Here is a 17,838-nt window from a genome sequence, read left to right as displayed (position 1 = left end):
ACAGGGGTAACAGGGCTTCGGAGCCGATGCGATGCCGGCTACGGCTCCGCCGGACCGCCGCGCACGGCGAGCTCCCGGTCCGACAGTCGGCGCGAGCGGTCGGTTCGCGATCTCGGGACTGTTGTCCGGTGACTCGACGCTCCTCCTGGTGCTCATTGGATCTGCAGGAACGGGCTGGGGGCACCGTGCCATGAGATCGACAGTGCGTCGCGAGCACGGGTAGCCGCAACGAAGAGCAGATTGCGGCTCTGTTTGAGTTCGCGCTCGTAGCGCTTGGGATCGGTGTGGAGGTACTTCTCGATCAGGGCCGTGCGGGGCAGGATGCCGTCGCTTGCGCCGATGATGGCGAGCTTCTGATATTCCAGACCCTTGAAGCGGTGCATGGTGCCGATGTGCACCTCGCCGCCGCCCTGGGGGCCGTCCTTGGTGAGGGTCGCGGTGGTGATGCCGTGCTTGAGCGCGAGGTCGGAGGCGACCCGGCCGGCCATGTCACCGTCCGCGACGCAGACGGCCACGGTGCCGTGGGGATCGCGGACGGTACCGTCCTCGGCCGGTCGGGTGATCTCCTCACGCCAGAGCTCCAGCCTGGCGGCGAGCTTGGCGATCTCGTCGTCCCAGTCCGTGCAGGCGATGAACTCGGGCGCCGGGCCACGGAGCAGGGAGTGGTAGCCGTTGAGGTTGTCGGTGCCGTCGTCGAGGTCGTCGTAGGTCGCGTCGCCGACGACCTTGGCGGCCTGGTGGAGGATCTCCTGCGTGGTGCGGTAGCTGAGGGTCAGTTTGGAGGAGCTGCCGCGGATGTTGATCCCGACGGTGGAGAGGGTGACCTGGCGGTCGTAGATCCGCTGGTGGGTGTCGCCGGCGATGAACAGGTCGTTCGAGCCGGGGGCCGCCATCGCACGCAGCATCTTCCAGTGGGCGGCGCTGAGGTCCTGTGCCTCGTCGACGACGATGTGCTGGTAGCGGTGGCGCAGGTAGCGGGTGGCGGAGCTGTTGTCGTCGAGATGCTTCAGGTCGCCGCCGCCGATCGCGGCCTTCTGCTCGGCGCGGTCCTTGATCTTGCGTGCGCGCTCCATCTCGTAGCGCGCGGCACGCTCCGCGGACTGCGCCCAGGTCTCGCGCTTCATGCCGTTCAGGCGCAGCGTGAACTGTTCCAGCACCTGCCAGACACTTGCGCGTTCGGGACGGGTGAGGGAACGGCCCATACCGGCGCGCCGGGCTTTGAAGTAGTCCTGCCGGGTGGCGAGCGACTGGCCCAGGATCACCTGCTCCCACTCGTCGAAGAGGAAGTCCGCGTCCCAGCGCCGCTCCGCGTCGTGCTCGAACAGGACTTCACCGAGGACGTCCTTCGCCTGGACGTCTCCGATGAGTGAACGCTGTGCACCGGCGGCGCTGTTCTCGTTGAGAACACCCTGGGCCAGGATGTCGATGTGCTTGATGTCCACCCGGGCGAGCAGATCGGGGGTGACCAGGGAGCTGAGCCGCGAGCGCAGGTCCGCGGTGAGGTTCTTGGTGTACGTGGTGAGCAGGATCGGCTTGTCCCGGCCGGGCGGGAGCTGGGCGGCGAGCCTGGCGGTGCGGTGCAGGGCCACGATGGTCTTGCCGGTTCCGGGTCCGCCACTGACCCGGGCCGAACCCTTGTGGTTCCGCTCGACGATCTTGCGCTGGGTGGGGTGGAGGTAGACCTTCCAGGCCCGGAAGTCACCCTCGGCGAGCACGTTGCGCAGGTCGTCGTCGACGGTGGTGACGGCGGTGCGGGTGAGGGCGGCACCCATGTCGTCCTCGAAGCCGGGTTCGAGGACGGTGGCGGCGGGCCGGGTGATCTCCTCCTCCACCTCGTCGACGCTCATGCCGGCGCCCAAGCCGGTGAGTACTTCGGCGGTGAGACGCGGTGCGCCGGCGACGAGTTGGTCGAGTTCGTCGTCGGTGGTGACCTGGAGGGCCACCTCGATCAGGGCTTCCGCCACGCCGAGGCGGCGGAGGTCGTCAGCGGTGCAGGCGGCGAGGAGCGGCTCCGCGGAGGGTTCGACGGCAGGCGCGGAGGCGGAAGCGGAAGGGGGCTCTTCCGAGTGGGCCGCCTCGGCCGGGTCGGGGGTGAGCTGGATGCCGGCCCGCTTGAGCACGCTCTGGCCGACGACACCGAGGTCGACGAACTCGATCTCGCCGGTGATCCGGTTGATGGCGACGCTGAGTTCCTCGTAGACGTGCTTGCGGTGCCGCACAGCGACGACGAGCCACTGCTCGACGCCGTCCGGGCCCACACCGGCGGGGGCGAGGAGCGCCCGGTACGAGGGGTCGATCCTGGCCCGGAAGATGCGGCGGTCGCCCTTGAGCGGTTTGAGGTCGAGTTTGGGGTGCGCCGGGTCGTTCCGGAACAGGTGGCAGAAGTCGTAGAACTTCGTCTTGACCGACGAGTCCATCTTGTAGAGCTCGTTCTCGGCCTTCTGGTAGAGGCTCAGGCGTGCGGTCATCGTGCGGCACTCGGTTCGTGGGAGTCGGAAGCGGAGTCGGGCCGGTCGGTGGGACCGGGGAGAGTGGCGAGCAGGTCGTCGAGCAGGCCGAGCCATTCATCGGCCGAGCGAACGGTGAAGCCCGCGTCGCGGTACGCCTGCCAGGTCTTGCGGTTCTCCTCGTCCTCGCTGTCGTACGGATCGGCCATCACGGCGATCCGCACGCCGGGGTCGGCCCAGGCGAGGTCGGCGAGCCAGCCGCGGTCACCCAGCTCGTAGCCGTACACCGGCGCCTGCCTGCCGTGGTCGGCCAAGGCGTGGGCGAGGCGGGCGAGCGGGGAGTCGGGGGCGTCCTCGTCCAGGTAGCCGAGGATCTCCCGGTCCCACAGCAGGTCCCGCAGGGCAGTCTCCAGCGGAGTGTCGTCCGGCAGTCCGACCGCTGCGGGCTGCGGGACGGGCCGCACGCCCTCGCCGTACTGAACGACCAGGGACTCGAGTTCGCCGATCCCGCCGAATGCCTTGAGCGTGCCGAGGTCGAACCCGCCCGCGGTGGCGGTGGTGAGCTGGATGCCGTCGCCGCCGTCGTGGGCGAGGAACTGCAGCAGGTTGGACCACTGGAGCCAGGCCCGCCACCGGGCCTTGTGCTCCAAAGTGTCGAGTTGGTCGGTCTCCGTGTCGTCGAGGCACACCAGCGCCGTCCAAGGGCCGGTGAGACCGTCGACCAGGAACGCGATGGGCAGCCCGGACTGGTCGCAGCTCTGGAACAGGTTGAGCGTCCCGGCGCCCGGCACGGTGGCCGGGTCGATGCCGTCACCCTGGCCCCAGGCTTCGAGGAGCGTCCCGAGCGTTCGACGCGTCTGCTCCGCGGAGCCGCCGGTGACGAGCAGCACCGGGTCGTGGCGGAGCAGTCCGCCCACCACGGCCGCGGCCCGCCGACCCCAGGCGGCGTCGTCGGGGCTGCGCAGGTACGCGAGGAGCTGGCTCATCGGGTCGAGGAAGGCGGTGGTGTCCAGGTCCTCCTCGCTACGCTCGGCGTGCAGTTGTTTGGCCAGCTCCCGGGCGGTGTGCGAGTAGGGCGGCCACACGGACTCGGCCACCTCGCGGTCTCCCGAGCCGACACCCATCCGCTTTTCGAACGCGCCCAGGTCGTCCCAGGTCAGCTGGAAGACCGCTCGTCCCTTCGCCCTCAGCCGGTTTCGCTTGTCCGCGTCCCCGGCGAGCCGGTTGTGGCGGCTGGAGGCGTGGAAGCGGCGGCCGTCGAGGTACACGGTCACCTTCCGCTTGGGGCCCTCGGTGCGTTCGAAGGTGAAGTCGGTGCGGGTAAAGCCCTCGCCGCGCTGCGCGGTGAGGCGCCAGCCGTGGACGGTGGTCGAGTCCTTGAGGCGGAGGTAACCGCTGTTGTCACCGCTCTCGTCGAGCGAGGCGTCACTGTCCTGCTGCCCGGCCCACGCTCGTAGCACGGTGAGGAAGCGTGCCTCCAGGTCGGACTCGACCTGTCCGTCCAGGCCGATCTGGTCGGTGTTGCCGATGTCTTCCGTGGTCCAGGCATCGGTGTCCCGGCCGAGGAGGTCGTCGAGGATGTCCAGCGCCGCTTGCCGGGACACCGCGTCGATGTGCCGCTCGTCGGCGTAGCGGTACAGGCAGCGGTGGCAGGCCGGCCGGTTCTCCTGGACGCACGGGCATTCGACGAGCAGGGTCCGCGCGTCCTCCAGGACCTGCCGGAAAGCGGCCGGTTTGGTGAGCCGGTCGAGATAGCCGGTGCCGTGCGGGAGCCGGTCGTACAGGACGAGGAAGTTGCGCGTCTCCTCGGTGTCGCGGTCGGGCATGACGGCCAGGCAGGAGTCGAGGTGCTGCGGGTCGCCCCCAAAAGCGCGGTCGACACCGAGCCGGAGCGCAGCCTGGAAGGAGTACACCTTCTCGTCGACCAGGACGGTCGCCGCGGGGAGCAGGACGCGCAGCGCCTCGGTCTCCAACTGGTGGGCGAGCAGCACCTGTTCCTGCGGCACCTGGGTGGCGCCCCGCCGGTGCGGGCACCAGGGCGCGTGGTGCTTCAGGGCGCGCTGGCGGTTGGCCGAGGCGTCGACGGCATCACGGTCGTCGTCGAACACCGGCTGCCCGTCAGCGCTCGCCGCGCCGCACCCGGTGCACACCTGGAAGGGCGCGATGCGCACCGGCCTGCCGGCGAGCTGGTCGCCGTCCTGGGCGCCGATCCTCAACGGCCCGACGTTGACCCGGCGGATCACGGCGCGCCGGGTGTAGTCGACGCCGAACACCTCCTTGGTGTGCCGCCACGAGGTCTTGGCCACGAAGTCGTCGGGGGCGATGTCGACGATGTCGACGACGGTGTAGAACCGCCGGTCACGGTCGTCGCTCTCGTCGCCGATCCGGGCGTCCTCACGCTTGGCGCGGGCGGTGACGGTGGTCGGTTGGACGACCTGCCACAGGCTGCCGGAGTCGGCGATGCCGGTGTCCGCGCAGCGCGGGCAGGGCGAGATGTCCTGATGGGCGTTGTCCGTGCGGACATAACCGCAGGAGGGGCAGAAGCGCCAGTGAAGCCAGTCCTGTTCCTGGCCCGCGACGATGTCGATGCCGGTGATGCGGTGCTTGTAGCCCTCCGCGTAGAAGGTGTTGCCGGGGGCGAGTTCGGCGACGGCGAAGGAGCGCGGCCGGTCGTAGCTGTACGGCTTCGACTTGTACTGGTCCTGCCCGGTGGGGGTCTTCCCCTCCGGCCAGTAGAGCGTGGCGGACAGGGTGGTGACCGAATCGATCAGCGCGTAGTTCGGGAGCAGCCCGAGGTCGCACAGGACGCTCTGGGCGGGCTGGCGCAGCCGGGCTCCGCCCTTCTTCGACAGCGCCCGCGCCTCGGCTTCCAACTCGGCCTTGGTCCGGGCCTGTTCCTCGTCGCCGTCCTTCAGCTCGTCGATGGCGGACCGGATGGTGCGGATGCGGTCGCGCAGCTTCTGGCTCTCGCGTTCCCAGTTGCGTTCCGCCCGCTCGACCGCGCTGCGCAGGCGGCGCTTCGCGTACTTGGTCAGCTCCGCCCGCGCGTTCTCGTTCACCCCGGTCGGGAAGAGGGCGAGGAACCCCCGGACCAGTTCCTCGCCGTGGGCGAGGGCGGCATCGGCGAAGTCCTCCAGATAGCCGGACGGGCCGAACAGCTCGTCCACCCGGCGCGGCAGCGCGGCCAGCGGCCTGCCGTCCTCACGCAGGAGTCGGCCGCGGGCCGCCAGGTCGAGCAGGTGGGCGGTGTACTGGCGGCGCAGGATCTCGACGGCCGACAGGTACGAGCCGGGCGGCACGATCCGCCCGTCGATCATGTCGCGCGGCCGGTCGAGGAAGTAGAGATCACGGCGCTTGCGGTCCGAAATGGTGAGCAGGAACGCGTTGCCGGTCCGACGGCCGGCCCGACCGGCCTGCTGGGTGTAGTTGGCGGGGCGGCGCGGCAGGGCGCCGAGCACGACGGCAGACAGGTCCCCGATGTCGATGCCCATCTCCAGCGTCGGAGTGCAGGACAGCACGTTGGGGTCGTTGAAGCCCTCACCCTTGCGGAACGCCTCTTCGACGCGTTCGCGCTTGGCCCGGGACAGCAGACCGGTGTGCTCCGCGGTGATCACCTGGAAGACACCGGCCCGGCGGTACAGGGCCCGGTAGTAGTCGTCGCGGTAGTCGCGATCGCGGTCGTGCCGGTCGACACTCTCCTGCCAGCGGTCGCCGGCGACCAGACGCCCGGAACTGCAGCGGTACGCCGGGCACGGCTGGTCGTGGTACTGGCTCAGCAGCGACGGATGGACGGTCTGCTCCCAGAAGCACCTGGGGCAACGCACGTACGCGCTGTTGACCTGCTCGTCGGAGAGCAACTGGAGCCGCACGGCCCCGGGTTGGAGCCCGTAGATCCGGGCCGCCGAGTCACCGGGTGTGCGGACGGCGAGCAGCCCGGCCTCGGCGAGCCGGGGCAGCAAACGGAGCCAGAACTGATCGGCCTGCTCACGGGTCAGGCCGAGGCAGCGCTGCGCCCACGTTTCGTACCAGGACAGCCGTCCGGCCGCGACGTCGAACTCGCTGTTGGGCTTCGGCTTGGCGAGCAGGAAGACCGGGGCGGCGACGCCCTTCGGGAACGCCTTCATCCCGGGCGGGCGACCGCCCCAGACGAAGAACCGGCTGGTGCCCGCCTCGTCGAGGTACTTCGCCAGCCAGCGGTGGCCGATCGCACCGCGGGTGCGCAGCCGGTCGAGGAAGCCCCGCAGGAAGACGAGATGGCGGGCGTCGTCGTGCCCAGCGAGGGCGAGACCCTGGTCCGCCGTCTCCTCGTAGGCGGTGCGGACCAGTCCGATCGCCACCCGCTCGTCCGGGATGTCGGCGAACGCCGCAGCGGTACGGGTGAGCTCGAGGGTACGGCCGTTGCGGGAGCGGTGGCCGAACTCCATGACGGCTTCGAAGGCGAACCGCTCGCCGATCAGGTCCCAGGTCCGCCTGTCGCCGCCCCGACCGGCACCCGACAGCAACCGGGCCACGCCCGTGTCGTCGTGCAGGTCGGGCGGGACGACGGCGGCCAGGGTCTTCCGGTCGGTGGTGGCTGCCACCACGTCCGCCACCAGGTCGTTCAGAGCGGTGGACCGGTCCTCTCCCAGGTGCTTGGTGAACAGCGCGCGCAGCGAGAACGTGTAGGAACGGGAGGCGACGAAGCCGGCCCGGTGCGCAGCGTCCTGCACCGAGTCGTTGAACATCAGCGTCTTCGTCTCGCGCTGCCGCTCGTCCATCTCGCCGCCGGTGAACAGCTGGGTGACGGAGGCGGCGGCGAGTGCGGCCGCACCGGTGCCGAGGAAGCGGATCGCGTTGTGGGTGCCGCACGCCGGGCACCAGTCGTCCTGCGCCGCCCGCTCGGCCCGCTCGCCCAACTGGACGAGGACGAACGCCGCGTCCGCACCGCGCGGTTGGGGGGCGCCCTCTGCCGTGTAGTCGTCGACCGGGTCCGGCAGCCGGAGCCGGCGGTCGGGGCCGTCCAGTACCATCAGCACGCCCGCCCCGCCGGTGGTCAGCGAGCGCTGCGCCGCCCGGTCCATCACGGCGCGACCGCTGCCTTCCATGGCCTCCTTGTCGGTGGCCGCGATCAGAGCGCGGACCTTCGCCTTGTCGGCGGTCACCGAGGCGCGCCGGATCTTGTGGGACTCGAAGCTCAACTCCTCGTCGTCCGACTCGGGCGCCAGCACCGACCAGCCGGAGCGGCCGCACTCGCGGCAGTACACCGCCGGCAGGAACAGCCGGGTCTCCCGGGGGCCGGTGGTGTCCGGCGTCGTCCGCGGCTGGGCCTGCGCCCCGGCCGCGTCCCAGGCGAACGACGCCTGCGGCCACGGCTGTACACCGCGCAGCATCCGCGTCACCGACCGCGCCCACTGGTGCACCTCCACCTGCACCAGCGGACGACTCACCCCGGCGGGCGCGTCCGGGTCGCGGGCGACGGACAGCAGAGCGACGAACCGGGCCAACCCGAGAGCAGCCACCTCCGGCCGGGTGGTGACCGCCTCGTCCCAACCGGCGGCCCCTTCACGCCGCATGACGTCCAGGACCTCGTCGTAGCTGCGCACCGTGCCGTCGAACGCCGACAGCACGGCGTAGGTGAGCCGGTGCCGCTTGAGCGCTGCCCCCAGCTCCCGGGCACCGTGCAGGTCGGCCGTGTCGATCCGGCGTCCGGTGACGGCCTCGACGAGCAGGGCGAGCGCGACCGGTCCGGAGGCGGGGTCGGGGAGGGTGGTCAGCTCCTCGGGCGTGGGCACCCGGCCGGGCAGGAACTTCGGGTCCGGGACGGTCTCGTCGAGCATGAACTCGTCGACCGTGAGCCGGTCCTCGCTGACGATCGCGTCCTCGGTGAACTCGGTTCCGAAGACGTGTGCGGCGACGTCGAGGAGTTGGCGCACCCCGTCGGAGTCGGTCCTGGACGCGAGCGTGGCGGAAGTCGCTACCGGGGTGATCGTGCCCAGCGGCCGACCGTCCTGCGTGGCCCCGACGGCGGAGGCGAGACGGCGCAGCAGCATCGCCACGTCGGTGCCCTGCGCACCGTCGTAGGTGTGGAACTCGTCCACCACCACGTAGCGGATGTCGCTGCCCTCCCACAGCGGCGCATCGGCGGAACGCTGCAGCAGCAGGTCGAGCATCTTGTAGTTGGTGATCAGGATGTCCGGCGGGGACAACTGCATGTCCTGCCGGCGCGTGTAGACGTGGTCGTAGTGCGTCGCCGCCTTGTCACCGATGTACAGGCCGGCACGGACACCCCTGAGCGCTTCCTGATCGTCGGTCAGCAGGTCGTTGATGCGCCCTGCCTGGTCGGTGGCGAGGGCGTTCATCGGGTACAGGAAGACGGCTTTGACACCGGCCCTTCCGACGGCCCGCTCGCGAGTGCAGTGGTCGAGCACCGGGTAGAGGAAGGACTCCGTCTTGCCGGAACCGGTGCCGGTGGTCACCAAGGTAGGGAGCGGAGTGTGACCGTTCTTCGTGGTCAGCCGGGCGAACGCACGGGCCTGGTGCGCGTACGGAGACCAGCCGTCGGCGCGACGCCAGTCCAGGTGCTGCTGCCAACCGTCCTCGGCACGGGTGAACGGTGTGCGCAGGCGCAGGTAGGGGCCGCGGAACATGCCCGTGGTCTCGTCACCGAGGAAGGTGTGCAGCGCCTTGCGGGCGCCCTCGTCGGCGAGGCCGTAGGTGGTGGAGAGGTACTGGAGCAGGCTCTCCTTGAGTCCCTGCGCTTCGAGAGTGGGCCTCACGGCTTCGGGACCTCCATCGTCGTCGGATCCCACAGCCCCTTGGCCACGGCCTCGTCCAGGCGCGCGGTGAAGTAGGCGTGAGTGCGGCGCATCTCCGCTTCGCGGTCGGCCTTGTAGAAGGGCCTGGCGTAGCCGTCCGGCACGGGGTTCGTCTCCGGGTCCTCCTGGTGGGCCTCGAACTGCTGCCAGTGCTCCTTGGTCTGGTCGAAGCCGTAGGTGTACCGGTCACCGGCGATCTTGCGCTCGTTCGCGTCGAACCAGGTCACCCGGTCGAAGTCCTGCATGATCGGGAACCGGGCCCGGTACATGGCGACGAGCGTGTCCGCGTCGATGCCCAGCCAGACGGCGACAAGCGCGTCGATCTCGACCAGCGCGGCCCGGCGAGCGTACTCGGTGCGGAGCGGGGTGCCCCGCTGCCAGGAGGGGGTCACGGCGTGCAGCTCGGTCTCCATGCCGGGCCACTCGATCGCCCACGGCTCGTAGCCGGGCCACTTGGGGTCGTAGAGCTCTTCCCAGAGGTCGGCGTAGGCGGTGGTCAGGCAGTTCAGACGGAGGGTACGGAGGAGGAGGGCGGGGGCGAGGGGGTGGTCGGGTTGTGCTTGTGGCAGGCGCTTGGCCTGGGAAACTTCCAGATGTCCCACACCCATGGTCCGGAGGAGATAGTCCACCGGCAGCGCAGCCATGAACCCAGCTGCGAGGACGGTTAGCCGAGATGTGACGAACCGTGCTGAGCGCACCGCATGAATGTGAGTCGTCCCCGGCGGAATCAGAGCCGCGTACAGAGCGCGTTCGGTGTCAGGTGCAATCATTTCACGCCATGCCAGGCGGTACCACCCGCTGTACGGCGCGCTGGCCTTATCCTGCAGAAACTCATCAATCTCCGCCTCTGCGACCGCTTCGGGCTCAATCCTCCGTTTCTCAGCGAGCGTGAGCCTTGCTGCTGCTCTCTCATCCTGCGACCCGAGCAACTCCCCGTAGCGTTCCCAGTTGGTCCACCGCTCCTGTTCCCCCTGGAACACTTCGACTGGCGCCACCCTCCGGTATTCCGACTCGGGCACCGCGCCGTCTGCGAACGTTCGAGGGTCCAAGCCGCGTGTCTCACCACCGCCCTGGCTAGGCTGCTTGAACATCGGGTTGGCGACCCCGAGTTGAGGGCCCTTGAGGATGATTTCACCCCAAGACTCCGCACGGTAATCCTCCTGGCCATCCACGCCGGTATTATATTCGATGAGCCGCACATTCTTTCCGGGGCCGAACTTTGCCTTCTTGGTTTGACCTTCATCGAAACCGATAGCAATCTCGGGGCTCAGCTGGCCAATACGCAGCGGATAACGCGCAAGGGCCTTGATCGCGGGCTCTTCGGCTGTGCTTACCGGCATGAGCAGGGGTGCCTGCTCTGGATGGCCGCTGTCTCCCGTGAAACGCCTCCAAAGCTGGAGGGTCTCCAGGGTGACGCGGATAACTCGCTTAGGGTGTGGACGTTCGTCCCACTCCCCGCGGTACTTGACTCCGGGCGCCTCTTCGCTTCCCTCGGCGAGAGCCGAGAGCCGCAATGTGTCGACCGTAAACAGCCAGGACAACGAGTCGAAATCAATAACCCCGACGCCACCGTAGATGTGGACCCCGAAATGGCTAGACCTGCCCACCGGCGGAGGAAAGAAGCGATTTCCCGCATTGACAAAGTCCCCGCGCACCCGAAGGCGTCTATACGCCGCCGACCGCAGCCGAGCCTCTTTGTCACCCGAGAAGTGAGTATCAGGGTGAACCATCCCCGCCATGCCGTGGACGCTTGCATGGTCCCACACCTCGCACATAAATGCTCGGTAGAGATCGGGCTTAGTTCCAGAAACTAGCGGATAGACCGCCAAATCCGACAGATATGACGCCGTAGTAATTGTATTCGTGAACTCGTCGAGCAAGTACTTCTGAACTTCCTCTCGCTCAAGCAGCAGCGCCCGTCGTCGACTCTTTTCTTCTGCCTTCGGCTTTTCTGTCAGCATAAACCAGGGCTCGGACTCTGCGAGGACCGAATCTTCCTTCCACTGGGGCCGCACCCACGGCGGGTTACCGACCTGGAGGTCGAACCCTCCAGACGGCCCGGCGAAGACCCCGGCGTACTCCAACTCCCAGTGCAGGAAGCCCTGTTCCGCCGCAATGTCACGCACCGTCCGCATCCACGGGTACCGCGTCTCGACGGCTCGGCGGGCGTCGTCCATGCCCATCTCCGCCTCGATCAGCTTCTCCAGGTCCCGCAGCTTGGCCAGCGAGTCGACGGACGTGGCGAAAGTCCCTTTGGGCACCTCACCCGTACCCACCATGGACTCCAGGAACGCGAGCCAGTCGTCCAAGCCCGCAAGCGGGATGACGTCCCGTCGACGCACCGGTCCGCTCGTTGCCTTCCGGCCGGACGGTGCGGCCTTCTTGATCACCCTTCGCTCGACGAGGTCACCCTCCTCCCCCTCGCCGAAGGCCAACTGGTCGCCCGGCATGGCGAACAGCAGCCCATGCTCCACGACCACCGGCTCAGGTTCAGGAACCGGCTCGGCCCCGACGACCGGCGCCACCCCGGACGCCAGCAGCGCGTCCAGCGCGACGACCGGTGCGGAGGCATACTCGGGGTCCGAGCCGTCCAACAGGCCGACCTTGTCCAGGGGCCAGAACCAGAGCGCGCACCAGGCGTCCATGATTTGCTTGAGCCGCCAGTAGGGCGAGCCCTCCGCCTCGAACAGGTCCTTGAACACCTGCTCCTTGGTCAGCGGCAGCGCACCGCCCGCGCGCTCCTTGTCGCGGCGTAGGAAGGCGTACTCCTCAGCGTCCTCCGGCCGACCCGCACCCCAGACGTCAATCGTCCGGGCGATCTCCTGCTCACTGAGCTCCAGCCGCTTCGCGACCAGCTCCCACAGGTACTCCACCCGCTCCGCAACGGCCTGGAGCCGGGCCAGCTGGCTGCTCTTGCCCCCGGTCGTCTTCGGCTTGGTACCGACCGCCTTCCGCCACGCCTTCAGCGCGCCGAGCTGTTCACCGGCGAGCTGCTCGACCAGCTTCTTCGCGTCCCCGCCGGCGTCCGCGACCGCGCCCCACCCGGGCGAGGGCAGCAGGAACTGGTGCACCCCGCCCGTCGGCAGCGGCTGCTCGGCGCCGGTCTCGGCCGACCGGAACGGCAACTTGTCCGGCGTGTGCGCGGCAGGCGTCCGTTCCTGCTTGAGATGGTCGGCCGAATATACCCAACGACGCGCTCCGATCAGGGAGTTGCCGCGCCGCAGGTGCAGGCCGAACCAGGGTGCGCGCATGCCGGGGTGCATGGTGTTGAGCCACAGCGACACCTCGGCCAGCTCGACGCCCGTCGCGTTGAGGTCGACGCCGTACGCGTTGTGCAGCGCGATGTACGCCTTGACCTTCTGCTTCGCCTCCAGCGCCTGCGAGGTGTCGAGAGTGAGGCCCAGCTCCTCCTGGCGGCGCTTCAGGTACGCCTCGGCGACCTGGTTGATCGCCTCGTTGAGGAACGCACCGGAGCCGAGGGCGGGCTCGCAGATGGTGTAGCGGAGCAGTTCGCTCGCCCGGGTCTTGACGACCTCGCCATCCTCGTCGCGCTGCTGGTCGAGCCGGTGCTTGAGCGCCAGTTCGACGGTGACCTTGGTCAGCGACTCGGGCGTGTAGTAGGACGCCGAGGTCTCCCGGTCGCGTCCGGCGAGCCGGTAAACGAAGGTGCCAGGGTCGTACTTCTTCGGGCCGCGGAGTCCGTGCTGCTCGGCGTCCTGCGCGGAGTAGACGACGTGCGTGTTCGCGGGATAGTCACTCAGCCGGTCGGCGGGGACGAGCCAGGAGCCCTTCTCCGGGTCACCGTGCTGCTGGGTACCGGTCTTGGCACCGGGCTTGGCGACCTCGGCCAGCTGGCGCTCTTCGTCGATGATGCCGGTGTACGACATCAGGCCCTCGTAGACGGCGCCGAGTTGGTTGATGCCGAGGTTGCGGTAGGAGATGAAACCGCCCTGTCGGCCCTTTGCGCTCGCCTCCTTCATGGTGAGCAGCCGCAGCACCTCGTGCAGGGCGGCGTTGCGCAGCCGGAGGTCGAGCCACTTCGGGCATTCGTCCGCTCCGCCGTCGCCTTCGCTGCGCGGGTCGCGGACGCCCCGGCCGATCAGGGTGATGGCCTTGGGGTCGAAGAGTTCGCTGCGCAACGGCTCGAAGCGCAGGCCGCGCTGCTCGCTGCGTTCGGCGACGGCCTTGTGGTCGTCGGGCTCGGTGCCGTGCGGGCGGTGGCCGTAGTTGACCTTGTTGAACAGGACGTCGAGCGACGAGTAGAGGTGGAAACCGTTCTTGCTCTCCTCCTCGACCAGCTTCCGGTCGCGGGAGACGAGTTCGCGCAGCCTGGCGACCGAGTAGCCGGCCTCGTAGGTGGAGTCGTCGGCGGGCAGGATGCCCAGCTCGGGGCGGGCTTCGGCGTACAGCAGGAAGAGGATGCGGTAGAGGTAGCGCAGTGATTCGCGGGTCAGCTGCTTGGCGAACGGGCCGTGCCGTTCGGGGTCCTCGATCTGCCGCGGGGTGATCTTGTGCTGCTTGAGCCGGGCCAGCACCTCGTTGGCGATGATCTCGACCGAGCGCTGGAGTCCCTTGCGCAGTTCGGAGTTGACGCCGACGGCGTTGTCGCGGGACGCCTTGAGCAGGTCGTCCATCCGGCGGCCCTTGCCGTCGGGGCGGGGGGCGAGCATGTCGTGCGAGAACAGGGCGGCGAGGAGGGCGAGTTCGCCGGTCTTCCTGGTGTCGTTGCGGAGCAGCGCCGCATCCACGCTGACCGCGAGGTAGCGGCCCTCGGACCAGGTGGCACGGTCGGCCAGGACGATCACACCGCCGCAGAGCAGCAGCACGAAGCGCGGTGACTCGCCGCCGGGCTCGTCCAGTTCACTCTGGAACAGCCAGCCGGCAAGCTTTTCGCCCGTGCTGATCAGGCCCTCGTGGGTCTTGAAGGGGCGCAGCAGGCGGCCCGCGTCCTCGGGGTCGAGGGCGTCGTCGAGGTTGTCCGTCCACCCGCAGTCGAGGGCGACGATGCCGTCGCCGTGCCAGGCGACGGGGAGTTCGTACGCGCGGCCGGCGTTGTGCAGCGTCAGCACGATGTCGGACTTGCGGTAGCCGAGCGCGGTGAGCAGGTCGGTGTGCCAGGAGGTGAGCCGCTCGCCCCGCAGCTCGTCCCGGTCGTCCTGCGCGGCGAGGACCGGCCGGACTCGACTCGCGTAGTCACCGTGCAGCCGCAGGACGCTCTCGCGCGGGGTCGACTGCGAGTCGTGCTCGTCGGTCTCGCGGTAGGTCCACAGCGTGAACAGGCCTTCGTCGTCCGCGGACTTCTTCTTGAGGCTGTTCTCCAGCTCCTCGCTGAAGTAGTGCGCGGAAAGGTACTCACCGCGGTTGGCGAAGGAGTCGAAGGTGTAGCTCATCGGGCGGACTCCTCGGCACGGAGGTCGGTGGTGGCGGGCGCGGCGGAGTACAGGGGTTCGAGTACGGCCAGGACCCGGAGCATCGGATCGCCGGAAGTCCGCAGTCGCCGGACCAGCTCGCGGCGGCCGACGGCGGTGTCCTGCACCTCTTCGCGGCGCTGTCGGCTGCCGGCCGCGATCAGCGCGCCCTGCTCCCAGACCTGCACCCGGTCCTCGTACGGGGCGAGGTAGTTGTCGATCAGCCGGTCGTACTCGGCGCGTCGGGCCCGCAGGTGGAACTCGGCCGCGTCGACGGCGGCCGGCACCAGGGCCTGTAGGCCGTCCTCGTCGAGGATCCGGTCGCGTCCGGGCATGCTCGGTCCGACACCGCAGGCGGCGAGGAACGCCGAGTCCATCCGCCATACCCGGGGGTCAGCCCCTTCGAGACCGGTGACGGCCATCCACTCGACCACGGTCGGCTTGCCGGCGGCGTTGGAGTACACGCCCTGCACGAGGTAGACGGCGCCGTCCAGCGCGGCCGGCAGCTCGGGGTGGATGCGCCCCGCTTTCGCGGTGTCGGGCCGGTGGGCGAGCACGAACGCCTCGTCGTACTTGAGGTTCGCCAGGACCTTGTCCGTCAGCCAGTCGAGGACCGGGTGGATGTCGGAGACGTAGGAGACGTTCGGCCACTGCGACGCGGTCTGCTCGGTCTTGCCGCGCTTGGCGTCGCGGGCGGCCTCCAGCCGCTCCGCCGCGTACTTCCGGTCGAAGGTGATGCTCAGTCTGCCATCGTACTTGGAGGTGGTGAGGATCTTCTCCTGGTCGAGGTAGGAGGCGGGCAGTTCGCGGAACCGGTACTGGAGGTCGTCCGGCGGCGTGAACTCGATCCGGCCCCGGTCCGTGACCGGCTTCCAGCCCATGGCGTCACGTTCGGACTGCGGGTAGACCAGGTCCATCGCGGCGTGGAAGTACGCCTCGGTGTCGGCGAACAGGTGCGGAACGTCCGCCTTCGCGACCGGTGGGAGGCTCGTACCGACCGGTGCGGCCGACGGGTCGGCGATCCGCGCGTGGACGTTCGCCAGCAGGCCGGCCAGCACGCCGCCCGCCTCCTGCCGGGACTGCTGGAGGGAGCGGTCGACCGTGCTGCCCTTGATCAGGTCTCGGGTGAGCCGGTCGTCCTCCTTCTTGGCGTCGTACAGGCCTGTGACGGCCTCGGCGCAGCCTTCCCCGGACTCGATCCCGTGTGCCTGCTCCTCGCGGCGCAGTAGCCGGACACCAACCAGCCGGTCGTCGAGGGTGAGCTGCTCACCGGTCGCCTCGTCGCGTCGCCAGGGGACGTCGGCGGTCAGGGTGACGGCGCGGAACTCGGGGCTGACGGCCTGGCCGTAGCGGTCGATACGGCCGTTGCGCTGCTCGATCCGGATCAGCGACCAGGGCAGGTCGTAGTGGACGAGGTCGTGGCACTGGTGGTGCAGGTTGACGCCCTCGGAGGCGATGTCGCCGGTGAACAGCAGCCGTACCGGCTCGTCGCGGCGGCCGAAGCGGTCGACGATCTCCCGCTGCTGGTCGTCGTTGCTGGTGTCGCCGTGCATGACCTCCACGGCTCCGCCGTACGCCTTCCAGGGGCGGGTGCGCTCCGCCAGGGCGGGCTTCGTCTTGAAGCCCAACCGCTCGGGCACCACCTGCGCGAGCCACTCCAGGGTGGCGGTCCGCTCGGAGAAGACCACGACCCGGCGTTCGGAGCGGGGGCCGACGCCGAGACCCTTGAGCGTGGCCACCAGCGCGTCCAACTTGGCGGAGTCCTTGTCCTCGAACTCGGCTACCAAAGCTTCGAGTTCGCCGAGAGCCCGGAGCTCCGTGGCGAAGTTCTCGCGGTCCTTGGGTGCCGCGGTGGCGCGCCGCGGGTTCTCCAGGTAGGTGCGGCGGTTGGCGAGCGTCTTGCGCAGGGCGACGTGGGAGGAGAGGAACGCCTTGAGGAAGCCGTACGCGACCATCGTGTCGGCGCACACCGAGGAGCGGGCGGGGTCGCCGGGCGTCCATTCGGCGGCCAGCTTCTCCAGTACGGCCACCTCCTTCGGCGTGGCCGGGGCGGGGACCGGTCGGGACTCGCCGCGTTCCGCCCACGGCTTGCCCTTCAGACCGTCGCGCACCTCGCGGTCGGTCTTGGTGCGGCGGAGGTAGAGGTGGCCGAGGTCCTCGACCTTGTAGTTCTTGGCGTCGGCGATCGCCGCGGGGTCGAGCATTCCGATCAGCTCGGCGAAGGACTCGGCCTCGCCGTTGTGCGGGGTCGCCGAGGCCAGGATCAGCGCGTCGGTGCGCTTGGCGAGGAGCTTGGCGAGGGTGTTGTTCCGGGTGCCCCTGTTGACGAGGTTGTGCGACTCGTCGATGACCACCGCGTCCCATCGGGTGTTCTCAAGGTGGTGCGCGTAGGTGGCCGACTTGAGCGTGTCGACGGAGACGATCACCCGCTTGAAGTGGGCGAACGGGTTGCGTCCGGCGGGGATCTCCTGCTGGATGCGCTGGATACCGGTGGAGTCCAGGCGCACCAGCGGCAGCGAGAACCGGGTCCACAGCTCGCGCTGGAACTGCTCCAGGACGTGGGCAGGGGTGACGACGAGGATGCGCTCGCCGCGGCCCCGCCGGATCAGCTCCGCCAGGGTGATGCCGATCTCCAGGGTCTTGCCGAGACCGACCACGTCGGCGATCAGCAGCCGCGGCTGCGGGTTGCGCATGGACAGCGCCAGCTCGGCCGGACGCAACTGGTGCTCCTGGCGGTCCATCAGGAACGAGTCGGCCAGGGCGAGCCCGTGCTCGGTCTGCGGGAGCGCCGTCTTGCGGATCACCGCTTCCAAGTAGAGGCGGGCCTTGGCGTGCTTGGAGGTTTCGTCCGCGACGAGGCGCGTCTTGCGCGGGTCGAGGACGTCGATCTGGTCGAGGCCGTCATAGAAGACGGCGTCCGTCCCGCGGACGAATGCGGACACGCCACTGACCTCGACCATCAGCCCGTCCCGGCTCTCGGCGACCGACTTGACCAACCACTGCTCGTCCCGGATCCGGACCTGCGCGCCGGGGGCGAACGTCGGCTTCGTGCCTGCCGGAAACTCCGGGTCCGCGGCGGTGCCCGCAACAGGATCGTCGGGCAGTGGCGCCGTGGTCAACGTGGTGCTCCTCGATGGATGGGGTGCTCGGCCGGTACGGCGGTGCCGCCGTATCCGGGTCTGCTGTCTA

General features: G+C 69.3%; 4 protein-coding genes. All 4 read right to left on the bottom strand.

Features of this window, described 5'->3' with window-relative positions; translation table 11 throughout:
* Positions 1-152: 152 nt before the first annotated feature.
* From K353_RS06720 to K353_RS06705, 4 genes are read right to left on the bottom strand one after another with little or no spacing between them, the layout of a single operon-like run.
* Positions 153-2,468 carry a UvrD-helicase domain-containing protein gene (locus K353_RS06720; RefSeq protein WP_111552648.1) on the bottom strand — a complete coding sequence of 772 codons (2,316 nt, stop codon included), beginning with the start codon at positions 2,466-2,468 and terminating at the stop codon, positions 153-155.
* Positions 2,465-9,202, bottom strand: coding sequence for a DEAD/DEAH box helicase (locus tag K353_RS06715; protein ID WP_111552647.1), 6,738 nt, complete (start codon positions 9,200-9,202; stop codon positions 2,465-2,467). Before K353_RS06715 ends, K353_RS06720 begins: the two co-directional genes overlap by 4 nt.
* A complete protein-coding gene (locus K353_RS06710; RefSeq protein WP_111552646.1) occupies positions 9,199-14,631 on the bottom strand; it encodes a hypothetical protein in 5,433 nt (1,810 codons plus the stop codon). Before K353_RS06710 ends, K353_RS06715 begins: the two co-directional genes overlap by 4 nt.
* Positions 14,628-17,768, bottom strand: a complete 3,141-nt coding sequence (locus K353_RS06705) for a DEAD/DEAH box helicase (RefSeq protein WP_111552645.1) — start codon at positions 17,766-17,768, stop codon at positions 14,628-14,630. Before K353_RS06705 ends, K353_RS06710 begins: the two co-directional genes overlap by 4 nt.
* Positions 17,769-17,838: the final 70 nt, after the last annotated feature.

It is taken from the genome of Kitasatospora sp. SolWspMP-SS2h (assembly GCF_003259315.1).
GTDB lineage: Bacteria > Actinomycetota > Actinomycetes > Streptomycetales > Streptomycetaceae > Kitasatospora > Kitasatospora fiedleri.
The sequence above is the reverse complement of the archived record's forward strand: the minus strand, read 5'-3'. Positions and strand labels throughout refer to the sequence as shown.

What these genes read in the sequence shown, in the direction of transcription:
- K353_RS06720 (WP_111552648.1), bottom strand. Translation starts at nt 2,468, where the DNA reads ATGACCGCACGCCTGAGCCTCTACCAGAAGGCCGAGAACGAGCTCTAC.
- K353_RS06710 (WP_111552646.1), bottom strand. Translation starts at nt 14,631, where the DNA reads ATGAGCTACACCTTCGACTCCTTCGCCAACCGCGGTGAGTACCTTTCC.